At 71.3% G+C, this 14,040-nt stretch carries 14 protein-coding genes; 7 read left to right on the top strand and 7 right to left on the bottom strand.

Going from position 1 to position 14,040, the window contains the following annotated elements; translation table 11 throughout:
• Positions 1-67 precede the first annotated feature (67 nt).
• The 3 genes from R0232_RS33105 to R0232_RS33095 all read left to right on the top strand — a co-directional run bounded on the left by R0232_RS33105 (position 68) and on the right by R0232_RS33095 (position 3,136).
• Complete coding sequence (locus R0232_RS33105) at positions 68-997, top strand: alpha/beta hydrolase (RefSeq protein WP_208512570.1); 930 nt, start codon at positions 68-70, stop codon at positions 995-997.
• Between the two features lie 66 nt (positions 998-1,063).
• Positions 1,064-2,128, top strand: coding sequence for a class II fructose-bisphosphate aldolase (gene fba / locus R0232_RS33100; protein WP_093351263.1), 1,065 nt, complete (start codon positions 1,064-1,066; stop codon positions 2,126-2,128).
• Between the two features lie 102 nt (positions 2,129-2,230).
• Positions 2,231-3,136, top strand: coding sequence for a phosphoribosylaminoimidazolesuccinocarboxamide synthase (locus tag R0232_RS33095; RefSeq protein WP_093351259.1), 906 nt, complete (start codon positions 2,231-2,233; stop codon positions 3,134-3,136).
• A 50-nt stretch (positions 3,137-3,186) separates the two neighbouring features.
• Here the strand turns inward: R0232_RS33095 and R0232_RS33090 are convergent, their stop codons facing one another.
• The 4 genes from R0232_RS33090 to R0232_RS33075 form a co-directional block, all read right to left on the bottom strand.
• On the bottom strand, positions 3,187-3,600 hold the full coding sequence (locus R0232_RS33090; RefSeq protein WP_296775045.1) for an META domain-containing protein: 414 nt from the start codon (positions 3,598-3,600) through the stop codon (positions 3,187-3,189).
• A 145-nt stretch (positions 3,601-3,745) separates the two neighbouring features.
• A complete protein-coding gene (locus tag R0232_RS33085) occupies positions 3,746-5,047 on the bottom strand; it encodes a type II toxin-antitoxin system HipA family toxin (protein WP_431512949.1) in 1,302 nt (433 codons plus the stop codon).
• Between the two features lie 55 nt (positions 5,048-5,102).
• A complete protein-coding gene (locus tag R0232_RS33080; protein ID WP_208512567.1) occupies positions 5,103-5,417 on the bottom strand; it encodes a helix-turn-helix transcriptional regulator in 315 nt (104 codons plus the stop codon).
• A gap of 132 nt (positions 5,418-5,549) precedes the next feature.
• Positions 5,550-6,470 carry a tetratricopeptide repeat protein gene (locus tag R0232_RS33075; RefSeq protein ID WP_431510755.1) on the bottom strand — a complete coding sequence of 307 codons (921 nt, stop codon included), beginning with the start codon at positions 6,468-6,470 and terminating at the stop codon, positions 5,550-5,552.
• 36 nt (positions 6,471-6,506) lie between these two features.
• Between R0232_RS33075 and purE the strand changes: the two genes are divergently transcribed.
• The 3 genes from purE (at position 6,507) to R0232_RS33060 (ending at position 9,236) form a co-directional block, all read left to right on the top strand.
• Entirely contained in the window at positions 6,507-7,049 is a 543-nt protein-coding gene (gene purE / locus R0232_RS33070; protein ID WP_203203305.1) for a 5-(carboxyamino)imidazole ribonucleotide mutase, read from the top strand.
• A gap of 74 nt (positions 7,050-7,123) precedes the next feature.
• The gene (locus tag R0232_RS33065; protein ID WP_431512948.1) at positions 7,124-8,227 is read left to right on the top strand and encodes a 5-(carboxyamino)imidazole ribonucleotide synthase; all 1,104 of its coding nucleotides are present in this window, start codon (positions 7,124-7,126) and stop codon (positions 8,225-8,227) included.
• 7 nt (positions 8,228-8,234) lie between these two features.
• Complete coding sequence (locus R0232_RS33060; RefSeq protein WP_093351243.1) at positions 8,235-9,236, top strand: L-threonylcarbamoyladenylate synthase; 1,002 nt, start codon at positions 8,235-8,237, stop codon at positions 9,234-9,236.
• Between the two features lie 150 nt (positions 9,237-9,386).
• Here the strand turns inward: R0232_RS33060 and R0232_RS33055 are convergent, their stop codons facing one another.
• The 3 genes from R0232_RS33055 to R0232_RS33045 form a co-directional block, all read right to left on the bottom strand.
• Complete coding sequence (locus R0232_RS33055; protein ID WP_431510754.1) at positions 9,387-10,985, bottom strand: alpha/beta hydrolase family protein; 1,599 nt, start codon at positions 10,983-10,985, stop codon at positions 9,387-9,389.
• A 151-nt stretch (positions 10,986-11,136) separates the two neighbouring features.
• Positions 11,137-12,585, bottom strand: a complete 1,449-nt coding sequence (gene dacB, locus R0232_RS33050) for a D-alanyl-D-alanine carboxypeptidase/D-alanyl-D-alanine endopeptidase (protein WP_208512563.1) — start codon at positions 12,583-12,585, stop codon at positions 11,137-11,139.
• Positions 12,586-12,593: 8 nt separating this feature from the next.
• A complete protein-coding gene (locus R0232_RS33045; RefSeq protein ID WP_208512562.1) occupies positions 12,594-13,181 on the bottom strand; it encodes an NUDIX domain-containing protein in 588 nt (195 codons plus the stop codon).
• Positions 13,182-13,260: 79 nt separating this feature from the next.
• Here R0232_RS33045 and R0232_RS33040 point away from each other — a divergent pair, with 79 nt between their 5' ends.
• The gene (locus R0232_RS33040) at positions 13,261-14,031 is read left to right on the top strand and encodes a DeoR/GlpR family DNA-binding transcription regulator (protein ID WP_431510753.1); all 771 of its coding nucleotides are present in this window, start codon (positions 13,261-13,263) and stop codon (positions 14,029-14,031) included.
• Positions 14,032-14,040: the final 9 nt, after the last annotated feature.

The following is a 14,040-nucleotide window of genomic DNA, read 5'->3' as shown; positions in this document are numbered from 1 at the left end:
CCATGCGCTGCAATCGGCGCTTCGCCGCGCCGCGAAACCGGCGTCCCTTCCCGCGCGTACCCCTTCGATGACCTTTCCCGTCCTTGCGTCGCTTCGCCGGCGCCGCCGTGCCCTGTCCACCGCCCTGGGCGTCGCCGCGGCCACCGCGCTCGCGGCCTGCTCGCCGATCAAGCTGCTCAACGGCCTGGTGCCCACCGACACCTACCAGTTCCAGGGCGACATCGCCTACGGACCCGCGCCGCGCCAGCAGCTCGACGTCTACCAGCCATTGCCCGACACCGCGCCCGCGCGCGGCCGGCGGCCGCTGGTGGTGTTCTTCTTCGGCGGCACCTGGAGCACCGGCGACCGCGCGAGCTACCGCTTCCTCGGCGAGGCGCTGGCCGCGCGCGGTGCGGTGGTGGTGGTGCCCGACTACGGCCTCTCGCCGCGCCACACCTACCCCGTGTTCGTGCGCGACAGCGCGCTGGCGGTGAAATGGGCGCTCGACAACGCGGCCCAGCTCGGGGCCGACCCGAAGCAGGTCTATGTGATGGGCCACAGCTCGGGCGGCTACAACGCGGCCATGGTCGCGCTCGACGGCCGCTGGCTCGGCGAGCTCGGCGCCAGTCCGCGCCAGCTCGCGGGCTGGATCGGGCTGGCCGGGCCCTACGACTTCCTGCCCATCGGCGATCCGCAGACCCGCGTCGCCTTCGACTGGCCGCGCACGCCTGCCGACTCGCAGCCGCTCGCCCACGTCACGCCGGGCGCGCCGCGCACGCTGCTGATGGCCGCGGCCAAGGACAACCTGGTCTATCCCGAGCGCAACACCCTGCCGATGGCGGCCGCGCTGCGCGCCGCGGGCGTGCCGGTCGAGGTGCGGGTGTTCGACAACCTGAGCCACGTCACGCTGATGGGCGCCTTCGGCAAGCCCATCCAGTGGCTCGGCGGACCGGTGCTGCCGCCCGTGGTCGATTTCCTCGGGTTGCCGTCAGTCCCGTCCCACAAGGGCCCTCGGTAGAATCGCGGCAGTTTTCTCTCGTCTTCTCCCCGTCTTCTCACCCTATTTCCCGCGAGGTATTTCCCCATGGCACTCGTCTCGATGCGCGAACTGCTGGACCATGCAGCCGCCAACGGCTACGGCATTCCGGCCTTCAACGTCAACAACCTCGAACAGGTCCAGGCCGTGATGGAAGCCGCCAAGGAAGTCGGGGCGCCCGTGATCCTCCAGGCCAGCGCGGGCGCCCGCAAGTACGCCGGCGAAGCCTTCATCAAGCACCTGATCCAGGCCGCCATCGAGGCCTATCCGCAGATCCCGCTGGTGATGCACCAGGACCACGGCCAGAGCCCGGCCATCTGCCAGGGCGCCATCGACCTCGGCTTCTCGTCCGTGATGATGGACGGCTCGCTGCACGAGGACGGCAAGACGCCGGCTTCGTTCGACTACAACGTCGACGTGACGCGCAAGGTGGTGCAGTTGGCCCACAAGGTCGGCGTCACCGTCGAGGGCGAACTGGGTTGCCTGGGCTCGCTCGAGACCGGCATGGCCGGCGAGGAAGACGGCATCGGCGCCGAGGGCGTGCTCGACCACTCGGCCCTGCTGACCGACCCCGAGGAAGCCGCCCAGTTCGTCAAGGCCACGCAGCTCGACGCGCTGGCCATCGCGATCGGCACCAGCCACGGCGCCTACAAGTTCACCCGCAAGCCCACCGGCGACATCCTGTCGATCTCGCGCGTGAAGGAAATCCACGCCCGCCTGCCCAACACCCACCTGGTGATGCACGGTTCGTCGTCGGTGCCGCAGGACCTGCTCGAGATCATTCGCCAGTACGGCGGCAACATGAAGGAAACCTACGGCGTGCCGGTCGAGGAAATCCAGGAAGCCATCAAGTACGGCGTGCGCAAGATCAACATCGACACCGACATCCGCCTCGCGATGACCGGCGCGGTGCGCAAGTTCCTGGCCGAGAATCCCGAGAAGTTCGATGCCCGCGAGTGGCTCAAGCCCGCGCGCGAAGCCGCCAAGCAGATCTGCAAGCAGCGCTACATCGAGTTCGGCTGCGAAGGCCAGGCGCCCAAGATCAAGGGCGAATCGCTGCAGGTCGTCGCCGCCAAGTACACCAAGGGCGAGCTCGCGCAAGAAGTGGTCTGAGCCGCTTGCCGTGATTCGCCGGCCACCGCTCGCGGTGGCTTTTTTCTGCGCGCACAATCCGCTTCACCGTCCCCCGTTTTTCACCGTTCGCCGTCCCTGCCCATGACCACCGTCCACACCTCCTCCATCCAGAGCCTGCCCCTGCTTGCGCGCGGGAAGGTGCGCGACAACTACGCGGTCGGCGAGGACCGCATCCTGATGGTCGCGAGCGACCGGCTCAGCGCCTTCGACGTGATCATGGGCGAGCCGATCCCCGGCAAGGGCGAGATCCTCACGCAGATGGCGCTGTGGTGGTTCGACCGGCTCGGCCAGCTCTGCCCCAATCACCTGACCGGCGACGCGCCCGAGAGCGTGGTCAAGCCCGAGGAAGTCGCCCAGGTCACGGGCCGCTCGATGCTGGTCAAGCGCCTGAAGCCGATCCCGGTCGAGGCCGTGGTGCGCGGCTACCTGGCCGGCAGCGGCTGGAAGGAATACCAGGAATCGCGCGCGGTCTGCGGCGTGCCGCTGCCCGAGGGCCTGACCAACGCGAGCAAGCTGCCGCGCCCGATCTTCACGCCCGCGGCCAAGGCCGCCGCCGGCGAGCACGACGAGAACATCAGCTACGAGCGCGTGGTCGAGATCGTCGGCCCCAAGCTCGCGCAGCAGATCCGCGAGACCAGCATCGCGATCTACGAGACCGCGGCCCAGATCGCGCTGACCAAGGGCATGATCATTGCCGACACCAAGTTCGAGTTCGGCCTCGACGAGGCCGGCACGCTGGTGCTGATGGACGAGGTGCTCACGCCCGACAGCTCGCGCTACTGGCCGGTCGAGGGCTACGAGGCCGCGCTGGCCGCCGGCACCAACCCGCCGAGCTACGACAAGCAGTTCGTGCGCGACTGGCTCGAGGCCACCAAGATCAACGGCAAGCCCTGGGACAAGACGCCGCCGGCGCCGCGCCTGCCGGCCGAGGTGATCGAGAAGACCGCCGCCAAGTACCGCGAGGCGCTGGAGCGGCTGACGGCCTGAGCGGGCCGGGGTTTCGTATCAAAGGGCCGGTTCTCCGGCCCTTTTCCTTTTCAGCGACCCGAACTCAGCGTCGCCACCGTGCGCCCGCCCGCGTCGAGCAAGGTCAGCCGTCCGGGCGCCAGCCGGTAGCTGGTCGTGCCCTGCAGCACCGCGAGGAACTGCGCCTCGGTCGCGCCGCGCACCGGGTCGGCGCAGGCCATGCGGGTGGCGGCGATCTGGCCGATGCGCAGGGCGCTGCCGGTGCGCGTGTACGAGCCCGTGATGCGGTTGCAGCCGCCCGAACCGGTGACGCGGGCGTTGGCGCGGTCGAACTGCAGCTGCGCGTCGCTGCCCGGCGCGATCGCCTCCTCGCCCAGCTGCGCCAGGCGCCACACCGGGCCTTCGATCGGCTCGTCGAGGTTGATGCCGCTGCCGCAGGCGGTCAGCAGTGCCGCGAGCGCGGTGGCGGCGAGGGCGGGAAGCACGCGGAGGGCGGCAGGGCGGGCGGAGGAGCGCATGGCCGGTCTGTCCTTTTGACGAATCTGCAACAAGGTGAAATCGGCGTCATCGTATGCGAGCCGGCGTGGCTCGCCAACGCCGGGGGCCAGTGGGTGTTTGGGCCCCGCGCGCTCAGCGCGGCAGGTCGGCCGCGAGCGCCACGCCGCCGTCGAGCCGTGCCTGCACGCAGCGCCGCACGGCCGGCGGCGTGGCGTCGTCGGCCAGCAGCGCCGGCCACTCGGCGCGCGCCTGGCGCACCGTGTCGCGCGCGATCGCCAGCAGCCGCGCGGGACGCAGCAGCCCGGCGTCGCGCAGCAGCGCCTCGAGCGCGGTCCAGCCGAAGGCGCGCAGCTTGGCGTCGATGGCGCGGTTGACCGCGTAGTCGCCGCCGGGCACCTGCTCGAAGAAGGCGGCCACGCAGACCGGGTCGTAGAGCGGCGCGAGCACCGGCGCCACGCCGTCGGGGTAGCGCAGCGCCCAGTTCTTCAGGTGCGCGTCGCTGTTGCCCAGCAGGATGAAGGCGACGATGCGCCGCACGCATTCGCGCACGTCGGCCACGGGGTTCGGCGACAGCCGGTCGAGCACGCGCAGCATCGCGGGCCCGTCGATCGCGAGGCCGCGACCGTACTTCTGGCGTGGCTCGTACTGCAGCACCTGCGCGAACTCCTCCATGTGGATGCGCCCGCCGTCGGGCGTGCGGTCGAAGCGGCGCACCGCGAGGATCTGCTCGAACGGCAGCTGCTCGGGCAGGTCGGCGTCGGCGCGGCCGATCACGCTGGCCTCGGCGCAGTCCAGGCCGACCGCGCCGCACAGGCGGTAACCGGCGATCTCGTTGGCGACCAGGTCCGGATGGCGCACGGTCGGCAGCTTGAGGATGAAGGAGCCGGCCGCGCCGTGGCGCCGCACCACGTAGCGCCGGCCGTCCTGCACGGCCGAGAACTTGGTCACCACGCCGGGGATGGCGGCCGCGTCCTCCACCGGCATCTCGACGAAGCCGGGCTCGAGCACGTCGAGCCCGAGCGCGGTGTGCCAGTGCCGCACCGTGTCGGGAATGCCCTCGGCCCGGGGCACCGGCTCGACCTCGATCGCGCCCATCAGGTCGTGCCCGGCGGCGGCCAGCAGTTCGAACTCGTCGTCGGCGCGGCAGCCGCGCTGCTGCGCGAGGCGCTCGCGGTTGTGGCCCTCGGGCAGCAGGTTCTGGAAATAGCCGGGCCAGTGGCCGTCGCCGCGCGACACCCGCGCGTCGCGCGCCGAGCCCAGGATGGCGCGCGTGGCGGCCTCGTCGGCGCCGCGGTAGGCCAGCGACAGCGTGGGGCGCGCCGGGTCGTCGACATAGCCGGCATCGAAGGACACGCGCAGGATGTCGCCGTACTGCGAGAGCCAGCCGATGGCGCGCCGCCGCGAGGCATCGCCGCCCGGGGCGTGCAGGTACATCCGCAGGTAGCGGATGCTGGTGGTGAAGGCGGCATCGCTCACGGTGGCGTGGCGCTCAGCGCGGGCCGCGCCCGGTCTCCAGGCTCTGCGCGATCGAAGGCGGTGCCTCGATGCCGGCCGGCTGGCCGAGCAGCCGGCCGCCCGCGCGCACGAAGTCCTCGAGCGTGGGGCGCAGCGCCGCGGGCACCGGCATCAGGTCGAGCCCCAGTACGCGCGCCATCTCGAGCAGGGTCGACAGCCGCGGGTCGATCTGGCCGCTCTCGATGCGCTGCACCGTCATGCGCGACAGGCCCGCGCGCGTGGCCAGCGCCTCCTGGCTCAGGCCGGCGGCCTTGCGCGCCTGTTCGAGTTCCTGGATCAAGTTGATCATTGCAACGATCTTTTCATGGAAAAAGAGTAGTGATCGTAGCTATCCAGGGAGCGGTGGGCAAATAAAAAAGCGACTGAGAAGTCGCTTTTTGGTTGAATTGCGCATCGAAATGCGCTTTTTCACTGGATCGCTTCAGCTCAGCACCACGCTGCTGAGCCGGCGGCGGTAGGTCGCCACGGTCGGATCGTCGGGCGGGATCTGGCCGTCGGCCACCTTCACCTTGGGCGGCTCGATCAGCTCGAGGATCGCCACGTAGGTCTTGCGCGCGAGTTCCTCGCTCCAGGCCTTGTCGCGCATCAGGATCTCGAGCAGCTCGTCCATCGCGGCGGTCCACTGCTGCTCCGCGACCAGCAGGCGGGCGCGGTCGAAGCGGGCCTGGAAGTCGCGCTTGTTGGCGGCGATCTTCGCGTCGAGCTCGGCCACGGCCGGTGCCGCACCCGTGGGCGGGGCGGCGAAATCGATGGCGTCCATCCAGCGCTGCAGCGCCTCGAAGCGGCGCACCGCCGCGGCCTTGGCGATCACCGGCGCGAACGCCACCTTGGCGTCGTCGGAACGGCCGAGCTGCAGCAGCAGCTTCACGTAGTCGAAGCGGGCATCGTCGTTGGCCGGGTCGGTGGCCACCGCGTGCTGCAGCTTCTCGAGCGCACCCTCGGTGTCGCCCTCGGCCAGCGCCTCCTGCGCCGCTTCTTCCTCGGCGGCCGCCTCGGCCTCGTCGGCACCCGGCACGTGCTTGTCGAGGAACTCGCGGATCTTCTCGGCGGGGATGGCGCCGACGAAGCCGTCGACCGGCTGGCCGTCCTTGAACATCACGCAGAACGGGATGCTGCGCACGCCGAACATCTCGGACAGCTGCGAGGAGATCTGCGGCACCTTGTCGGCGTCGAGCTTGGCCAGCGTGAAGCGCCCGGCGTACTCCACCTCGAGCTTTTCGAGCACCGGCCCGAGCTGTTTGCAGGGGCCGCACCATTCGGCCCAGATGTCCAGCAGCACCGGCCGGGCGAGGGAGGCTTCGATCAGCTCGTCCTGGAAATTTTCGAGAGTGATGTCGATCATCGGGAACAACTGGGGGTGAAACGTAAAATTGAAACCATGAACGAAACCATTCAGGTCGGTGTGGTGATGGGCTCCAACTCCGATTGGGAGACGATGCGCAACGCGGTCGAGATTCTCCAGCAATTCGGCATCCGTCACGAAGCGAAGGTGGTCTCCGCCCACCGCATGCCCGATACGCTCTTCGCGTACGCCGAAAGCGCCGCCGGGCGCGGCCTCGCGGCGATCATCGCCGGCGCGGGGGGCGCGGCCCACCTGCCGGGCATGCTGGCCTCCAAGACCACGGTGCCGGTGCTCGGCGTGCCGGTCGCCAGCCGGCACCTGCAGGGCGTCGATTCCCTCTACAGCATCGTGCAGATGCCCAAGGGCGTGCCGGTCGCCACCTTCGCCATCGGCAACGCCGGCGCGGCCAACGCGGCGCTGTTCGCGGTCTCGATGCTGGCGGTCAACGACCCCGGCCTGCGCGCGAAGCTCGATGCCTTCCGCGCGGCCCAGACCGCCGCGGCCGAGGCGATGGCGCTGCCGCCCGTGGAACCGGCCCCGGTTTCTCCTTTCTCGCCGCAAGGCGGAGGTGCCCTGTGAGCAGCAACAACGGCGACCTGCCGATCCTTCCGGGCGCCACGCTCGGCGTGCTCGGCGGCGGCCAGCTCGGCCGCATGTTCGTGCATGCCGCCCAGCGCATGGGCTACTTCACCGCGGTGCTCGACCCCGACGCCGACAGCCCGGCCGGCCGGGTCAGCCACCACCACATCCACACCGACTACGGCGACGTCGACGGCCTCGCGCGGCTGGCCGGCCTGGCCGACGCCGTGACCACCGAGTTCGAGAACGTGCCCGCGCCCTCGCTCGAGCATCTCGCGGTGGCGCGGCCGGTGGCGCCCGCCGCCCCGGCGATCGCGATCGCGCAGGACCGGATCGCCGAGAAGGCCCATTTCGGCCGCTGCGGCGTGGCCTGTGCGCCCTACGCGGCGATCGAGACCGCGGCCCAGCTCGCGGCGGTGGAAGACCGGCTCCTGCCCGGCATCCTGAAGACCGCGCGCCTGGGCTACGACGGCAAGGGCCAGCAGCGCGTGCGCACGCGCGCCGAGCTGGTCGATGCCTGGCAGGCCACGGGCTGCGCGCCCTGCGTGCTCGAGCAGCTGCTGCCGCTGGACTTCGAATGCTCGGTGATCGTGGCGCGCGGCCGCGACGGCCAGGTGGTGCACTTCCCGCCCCAGCGCAACCTGCACCGCGACGGCATCCTGGCCGTGACCGAGGTGCATCCGCAGAACATGCCCAAGACCGTGGCCCAGGCCGCGATCACCGGGGCGAAGAACATCGCCAACGGCCTCGGCTACGTCGGCGTGTTGTGCGTCGAGTTCTTCGTGCTGGCCGACGGCTCGCTGGTGGTCAACGAGATGGCGCCGCGCCCGCACAACAGCGGCCACTACACCATGGAAGCCTGCGACGTGTCGCAGTTCGAGCTGCAGGTGCGCACCCTGGCCGGCCTGCCGCTGGCCATGCCGCGCCAGCACAGCCCGGCCGTCATGCTGAACCTGCTGGGCGACCTGTGGTTCTCGGCCGGCGACGACACGCCGGTCTCGCCGCGTTGGAGCGAGGTGCTCGCGCTGCCCGGCGCCCACCTGCACCTGTACGGCAAGATCGAGCCGCGCCGCGGCCGCAAGATGGGCCACCTGACCTTCACCGGTGCCGACGCCGACCAGGTGCGCGCCATCGCCTCGCAGGTCGCGCTGCTGCTCGGCCTGCCGCCGGTGGCATGAAGGCCGCATGATCCTCGACGGCCAATCGCCCGCAGCCATCGCCGAGGCGGCGCGCATCCTGCGCGCCGGCGGGCTGGTGGCCTTTCCCACCGAGACCGTCTACGGCCTCGGTGCCGACGCCAGCAACGACGCGGCCGTGGCCGGCATCTTCCAGGCCAAGGGCCGGCCGGCCGACCATCCGCTGATCGTGCACGTGGCCGCCGGCACCAAGGGCACCGAGGCGCTGTCGCGCTTCGCCCAGCCGCTGCCGCCGTTCGCGCAGAAGCTGGTGCAGGCCTTCTGGCCCGGACCGCTGACCCTGATCGTCACGCGCCAGCCCGGCGTGGGCGCCGCCGCCGCGGGCGGGCAGGACACCATCGGCCTGCGCTGCCCCTCGCATCCGGTGGCGCAGGCGCTGCTCGAGGCCTGCGCCGAGCAGGGCGTGCCCGGTCTCGCGGGCCCGAGCGCCAACCGCTTCGGCCGCGTGAGCCCGACCACCGCGCAGCACGTGTTCGGCGAATTCGGCGACACCGTGCCGGTGATCGACGGCGGCGCCTGCGAGGTCGGCATCGAGTCGACCATCGTCGACTGCAGCCGCGGCGCGCCGGTGCTGCTGCGCCCCGGGCTGATCACGCGCGCGCAGATCGAGGCCGCCTGCGGCGAACGCCTGCGCGACCGCGAACTCATGGCCATGCCCGACCCGCGCGCCTCGGGCACGCTCGAGGCGCACTACGCGCCCGACGCCAAGGTGCGGCTGATGGACGCCAAGGCGATCCAGACCGGCCTCGACGTGCTCGGCGCCAATGCCGCCCACATCGCGATCTGGACCCGCAGCGCCGTGCGCAGCCGCTCGCAGCGCGTCGTGCAGCGGCGCATGCCCGACGACGCGGCCGCCAGCGCGCAGCAGCTGTTCGCGGTGCTGCGCGAGTTCGACGCCCAGGGCGTCAAGCTGATCTGGGTCGAGACGCCGCCCGACACGCCCGAGTGGGAGGGCGTGCGCGACCGCCTGCAGCGGGCGGCCGCGGCCTGACATCGGGATCGGGCAGCAGAACGCAGAAGGAAGACCAAAGCGCGCAGAGGTCGCAGAAGAAACATCCCATCTTGGCTGTTCCTTCTGCGACCTCTGCGAAACCTTCGCGACCTCTGCGTTCGGCTGCCCGATCCCGGCAGCCTCCAAACCTCAGCCCCCCGCCGCCAGCACGCCCTGGAAGAAGCCGCGTGCCGCCGCCAGGCAGAACGGCGGTGCCAGCGTGCCGTGGTAGGCCAGCATCACGGCGCGCGCCTTGTCGGCGTCGCTGCCCTCGGTGCCCTGCTTGAGCACGTCCTTGGCCTGCGCGAAGCCGGCGCGCGCGGCCGAGTAGGCGTCGGTGGTCGCGCTGTCCTCGAGGTCGACCACGGTCAGCTGCTGCGCGGACATGCCCTTGGCGCGGAAGTAGCCGGCGGTGGCGCGCGTGCTCAGGAAGTTGACGGTCGGGTCCTGCGCGCCGCCGCACATCAGCACCGGCTTGGCCGGCACCCAGTTGCGCAGGTCGTTGGCGCGCGCCGCCTTGCGGAAGCCCAGCGTGGGCGCGCAGTCGAGCGGAGTGGCCGAGTTCAGCGAGTTCGCGGTGGCCGGCAGCGCGTTGCCCGGGCAGCGGCTGCCGTCGATGTCGTTGGAGGCGCGCGTCAGGTAGCTCTGGCGCACCAGGTTGCCGGCGCCGTAGAAGATCGACAGCGCGGGATCGACCGGACCGGGCGTGGCGCCGGCCGGGTACAGCGCGAGCTGCGGCAGCTTGCCCTGCGCGATCAGCGTGCTGGTGGGCGTGAGGCTCGGCAGCAGGGTGTCGATGCCGGTTGCGTACTGCGCCTCGTAGATGTCGCTGGTGCTGCCGTAGACGTCGCCGAACTGCTGCTGCCAGCTGGTCGACAGCAGCGGCACGAACAGCGTGCTGCCGAGCGCCGGCCAGCCCTTGAAGTTGTAGTCCACCAGCAGGCTGATGGCCGAGGGTGCCGACAGTGGCGCCGAGGCCGTCACCGTCTTGCCCGTGGCCTGCAGTTCGCGGTGCGCGGCCAGTGCCACGTAGCCGCCCTGCGAATAGCCGGTGACGAACAGCGAGCCTGCGTCCGCGGCGTCGATGTTGGCGAAGGTCTTGCGCGCCGCGGTCAGCGCATCGACCATGTCCTTGCCCTGCTGGTCGCCGTTGAGGTAGGGGTGGTAGGGCAGCGTCGACTTGTCGTAGCCCGCGTAGTTGGGCGCCACCACGATGAAACCCTGCGCCGCCAGCATGGCCGCGACCACCACGCCTTCGCCGGCGGCGGGCTGGTTCAGGTCGGCCCACTTGGCGATGTTGTAGTCGCGCGCGGCATTGGTGCCGTGGGCGTACAGCACGATCGGGCGCGGGCCGCTGCAGGCCGCGTCGCCGCCGCGCGGCACCATGATGGCGGCCGTGGCGTTGGTGGCCTCGCCCTTGCCGCCGACGGTGCGGTATTCGAGGTAGCGCGTGTCGATGCCGCACTTGGGCTGGCCCGACACCTGCAACAGTGCCTTGCCCTTGTCGTCGAGCTGCAGCAGCGCGCGGAAGTCGCCGGCCGACAGGCTCAGCACACGCTCGGGCGGGTTGGTCACCACCGAGCCGCGGCCGGTGTCCTCGGGCGGCGTGGTCGGCGGAAAGATGCCGATGCCGCCACCACCGCCGCCGCCTCCGCAGGCCGAGAGCAGCAGCGCCGCGCCCGCGAGGGCGACGGCAAACAGGTGGCGGGAAGAAGCGGATGGCCTTGCGGGCGGCACGGGTCTTTGCACGTCTTTGTCTCCTGAATCGATGGGGGTGCGCGAGGCGCACCGTGGCCCGGCTCGGCGGGCGAACGGGCGTTCGATTCTGTCAGCGCCGCTGCGGCGCGCAAGCGGTGGCGGCCTACACAACGTTTTCAGTACAGGCCGCGATCCGCGGCCTTCAGTTGTCCTGCGCGGTCCAGTCGACCAGCGCGTCGAAGGCCGCGCGCGCCGCGCCCGCGTTCTCGGCGTTGGCGATCGCCACCAGCACGTAGCGCCGGCCGCTCGCGCCATGCACGTAGCCGGCGATGCCCGAGGCGTCGCGCAGGGTGCCGGTCTTCAGGTGCGCGGCGCCGCCCGAGCGCAGCGTGCGCTTGCGCAGGGTGCCGTCCACGCCGAGCGCGGGCAGCGAGCCCACGAGCTCGGGCATCACCGGCGAGCGCCAGGCCACCTGCAGCATCTTGCCGAGCGCGGCCGCGCTGATGCGCTCGTCGCGCGACAGGCCCGAGCCGTTCTCGAACACCGGCGGCGCCTCGCCGGTGCCGATGCGCTCGCGCCACCACTGGACCAGCGCGCCGCGCGAGGCCTCGAAGGTGCCGCGGTTCTTCTGCGTGAGGCCGAGGGTCAGGAACACCTGCTGCGCCATCACGTTGTTGCTGTACTTGTTGATGTCGCGGATCACCTCGGGCAGCGGTGGCGAGGCGAACTCGAACGCCGGCTTGAGCCCCGCGGGCACGCGGCCCTCGCGCATCTGGCCGCCCACGCGCCCGCCCATCTCGGCCCACAGGCCGCCGATGGCGCGCAGCGCGTAGCTGCGCGGATCGGCATAGGCCACGGCCCAGCTCTTCTCGCCGCAGGCGGCGGGAAAGCCGCCGTTGAAGCGGATGCGGTTCGGATCGCCGTAGTCGGCGCGCAGCGCCGTGCGCCAGTCGCCGCACTCGCCGGGCGAAAGCGGCACCGTCTGCGGCATCGCCACGGCCGCGAGCGGCGGCTCGTAGCTCACGCGCGCGAACTGGCCGCCGCGGTCGGGCACGAAGGTCATGTTGACCGACTTGAAGTTCAGCAGCAGCGCATCGGGCGAGGCGTTGTAGGGGCGCAGCGGCTCGCCGTCGAAGGCGGCCGGGTCGTTCTCGACCGTGTTCTCGAAGGCACTGCGGTCGATCACGATGTCGCCGCTCACGCTCGTGATGCCCAGGCCCTGCACATGGCGCAGCAGCAGCCACATGCGCTCGATCACCAGCTTGGGATCGCCCTGGCCCTTGATGTAGAGGTTGCCGTTGAGCACGCCGTTGGCGATGCTGCCCTCGACGTAGACCGGCGTGTTCCAGGTGTAGGCCGCGCCCAGCAGATCGAGCGCGGCGTAGGTGGTCACCAGCTTCATGATCGAGGCGGGATTCACCGGCACCTGCGTGCGCCAGGCCAGCCGCGGCGGGCGCAGGCCGTCGGCATCGGCGACCAGCATGGTCACGGCGTCGCGCGGCAGCTTGGCGCGCGCCAGCGCGGCATCGACCTCGGCCGGCAGCGGCTGCGGCTGCTGGGCGTGGGCGCCGGCGGCCAGGCACAGCGCGATGGCGCAGAGCGCGCGGGAAGGACGGGGAAAGGGAAGGCGTGCGACGGTGACAGCGGGCATGCGGCCCATTATCCCGGCGCGAAAAGATGCAGCCGCGCGTGGTACAGCAGCAGGATCGTCTTCGCGTCCGCAATGCGGCCGTCGGCCACCATGGCCAGCGCCTCGTCGATCCCGAACTCGAGCACCTCGATGTCCTCGCCCTCCTCGGCCAGCCCGCCACCCGCGCCCACGCGCATCGAGGGCTCGTACTCGGCGACGAAGAAATGCAGCTTCTCGGTCACCGAGCCCGGGCTCATGAAGCATTCGAAGACCTTCTGCACCGCGCCCAGCCGGTAGCCGAGTTCCTCCTCGACCTCGGCGCGGATGCGTTCCTCGGGCGCCGCGTTGTCGAGCAGGCCGGCGGCGGCCTCGATCAGCAGGTCGTCCCAGCCGTTGACGAAGGCCGGGTAGCGGAACTGCCGCGTCAGCAGCACCGTGCGCCGCGCGCGGTTGTAGGCCAGCAGGGTGGCGCCGTTGCCGCGGTCGTAGGTCTCGCGGTGCATGCGCTGCCAGCTGCCGTCGTTGCGGCGCCAGTCGAAGGCCGTGGTCTTCAGCGTGTACCAGTTGTCGGACAGAAGGGTGACTTCGTGCACCCGGACGCGGTCTTGCAGGGTCATGGCGGCGAGCATAGGTGCGAATTCGTGCAATAACAAGAAAATTCGTGCAATCGCGTGAAGCCGCCGCTACCATCGGCCCATGCTCACCCGGCAGCGCAAGCAACACATCCTCTCGGTCCTGGCGCGCGACGGCCAGGTGGTCGCCAAGCCGCTCAGCGAGGCGCTGGGCCTGTCGGAAGACACGATCCGGCGCGACCTGCGCGAGCTCGCGGCCGAGGGCCGGCTGCAGCGGGTGCACGGCGGCGCGCTGCCGCTGGCGCCGGCCGAGGCCGACCTCGCGGGCCGCCAGCGCATCGCACCCGGGGAGAAGGTGGCCATCGGCCGCGCCGCGGCGCGCATGGTGCGCCCGGGCCAGGTGGTGTTCGTCGACGGCGGCACCACCGCCGTGCAGCTCGCGCGCCACCTGCCCCGCGACCTGCGCGCCACCGTCGTCACCCACTGCCCGCTGGTGGCGGCCGAGCTCGCGGGTCATGCGCAGCTCGAGCTGCTGCTGATCGGCGGGCGGCTGTTCCGGCATTCGATGGTGGCGGTGGGCGCGGCCGCGATGGACGCGATCTCGCGCGTGCATGCCGACCTCTTCTTCCTGGGCGTCACCGGCGTGCATGCCGAGGCCGGCCTGACCACCGGCGATAGCGAGGAGGCCGAGATCAAGCGCGCGCTGATGGCCGCGGCCGCCGAGACCGTGGTGCTGGCCTCGTCCGAGAAGCTGGGCGCGGCCTCGGCCTGGGTCGTGAATCCGGTGCGCGCGGCCGCGCGGCTGCTGGTGTCGCCCGAGGCGCCCGAGAAGGCGCTGGCGCCGCTGCGCCGGGCCGGCCTCGCGATCGTGCGCGGCGATGCCGCGCCTGGCTGACCCCGCCGC

This window comes from Variovorax sp. DAIF25, from assembly GCF_050711835.1.
Classification (GTDB): Bacteria; Pseudomonadota; Gammaproteobacteria; order Burkholderiales; family Burkholderiaceae_C; genus Variovorax.
The sequence above is the reverse complement of the archived record's forward strand: the minus strand, read 5'-3'. Positions and strand labels throughout refer to the sequence as shown.

Bases quoted from the DNA above. Each gene is read 5' to 3' on its own strand.
- fba (WP_093351263.1), top strand. From the start codon at position 1,064: ATGGCACTCGTCTCGATGCGCGAACTGCTGGACCATGCAGCCGCCAAC.
- dacB (WP_208512563.1), bottom strand. From the start codon at position 12,585: ATGCCCGCTGTCACCGTCGCACGCCTTCCCTTTCCCCGTCCTTCCCGC.
- R0232_RS33075 (WP_431510755.1), bottom strand. From the start codon at position 6,470: ATGATCGACATCACTCTCGAAAATTTCCAGGACGAGCTGATCGAAGCC.
- R0232_RS33085 (WP_431512949.1), bottom strand. From the start codon at position 5,047: ATGTACCTGCACGCCCCGGGCGGCGATGCCTCGCGGCGGCGCGCCATC.
- R0232_RS33065 (WP_431512948.1), top strand. From the start codon at position 7,124: ATGTTCGTGCATGCCGCCCAGCGCATGGGCTACTTCACCGCGGTGCTC.
- R0232_RS33045 (WP_208512562.1), bottom strand. From the start codon at position 13,181: ATGACCCTGCAAGACCGCGTCCGGGTGCACGAAGTCACCCTTCTGTCC.
- R0232_RS33095 (WP_093351259.1), top strand. From the start codon at position 2,231: ATGACCACCGTCCACACCTCCTCCATCCAGAGCCTGCCCCTGCTTGCG.
- R0232_RS33080 (WP_208512567.1), bottom strand. From the start codon at position 5,417: ATGATCAACTTGATCCAGGAACTCGAACAGGCGCGCAAGGCCGCCGGC.
- R0232_RS33105 (WP_208512570.1), top strand. From the start codon at position 68: ATGACCTTTCCCGTCCTTGCGTCGCTTCGCCGGCGCCGCCGTGCCCTG.
- R0232_RS33040 (WP_431510753.1), top strand. From the start codon at position 13,261: ATGCTCACCCGGCAGCGCAAGCAACACATCCTCTCGGTCCTGGCGCGC.
- R0232_RS33060 (WP_093351243.1), top strand. From the start codon at position 8,235: ATGATCCTCGACGGCCAATCGCCCGCAGCCATCGCCGAGGCGGCGCGC.
- purE (WP_203203305.1), top strand. From the start codon at position 6,507: ATGAACGAAACCATTCAGGTCGGTGTGGTGATGGGCTCCAACTCCGAT.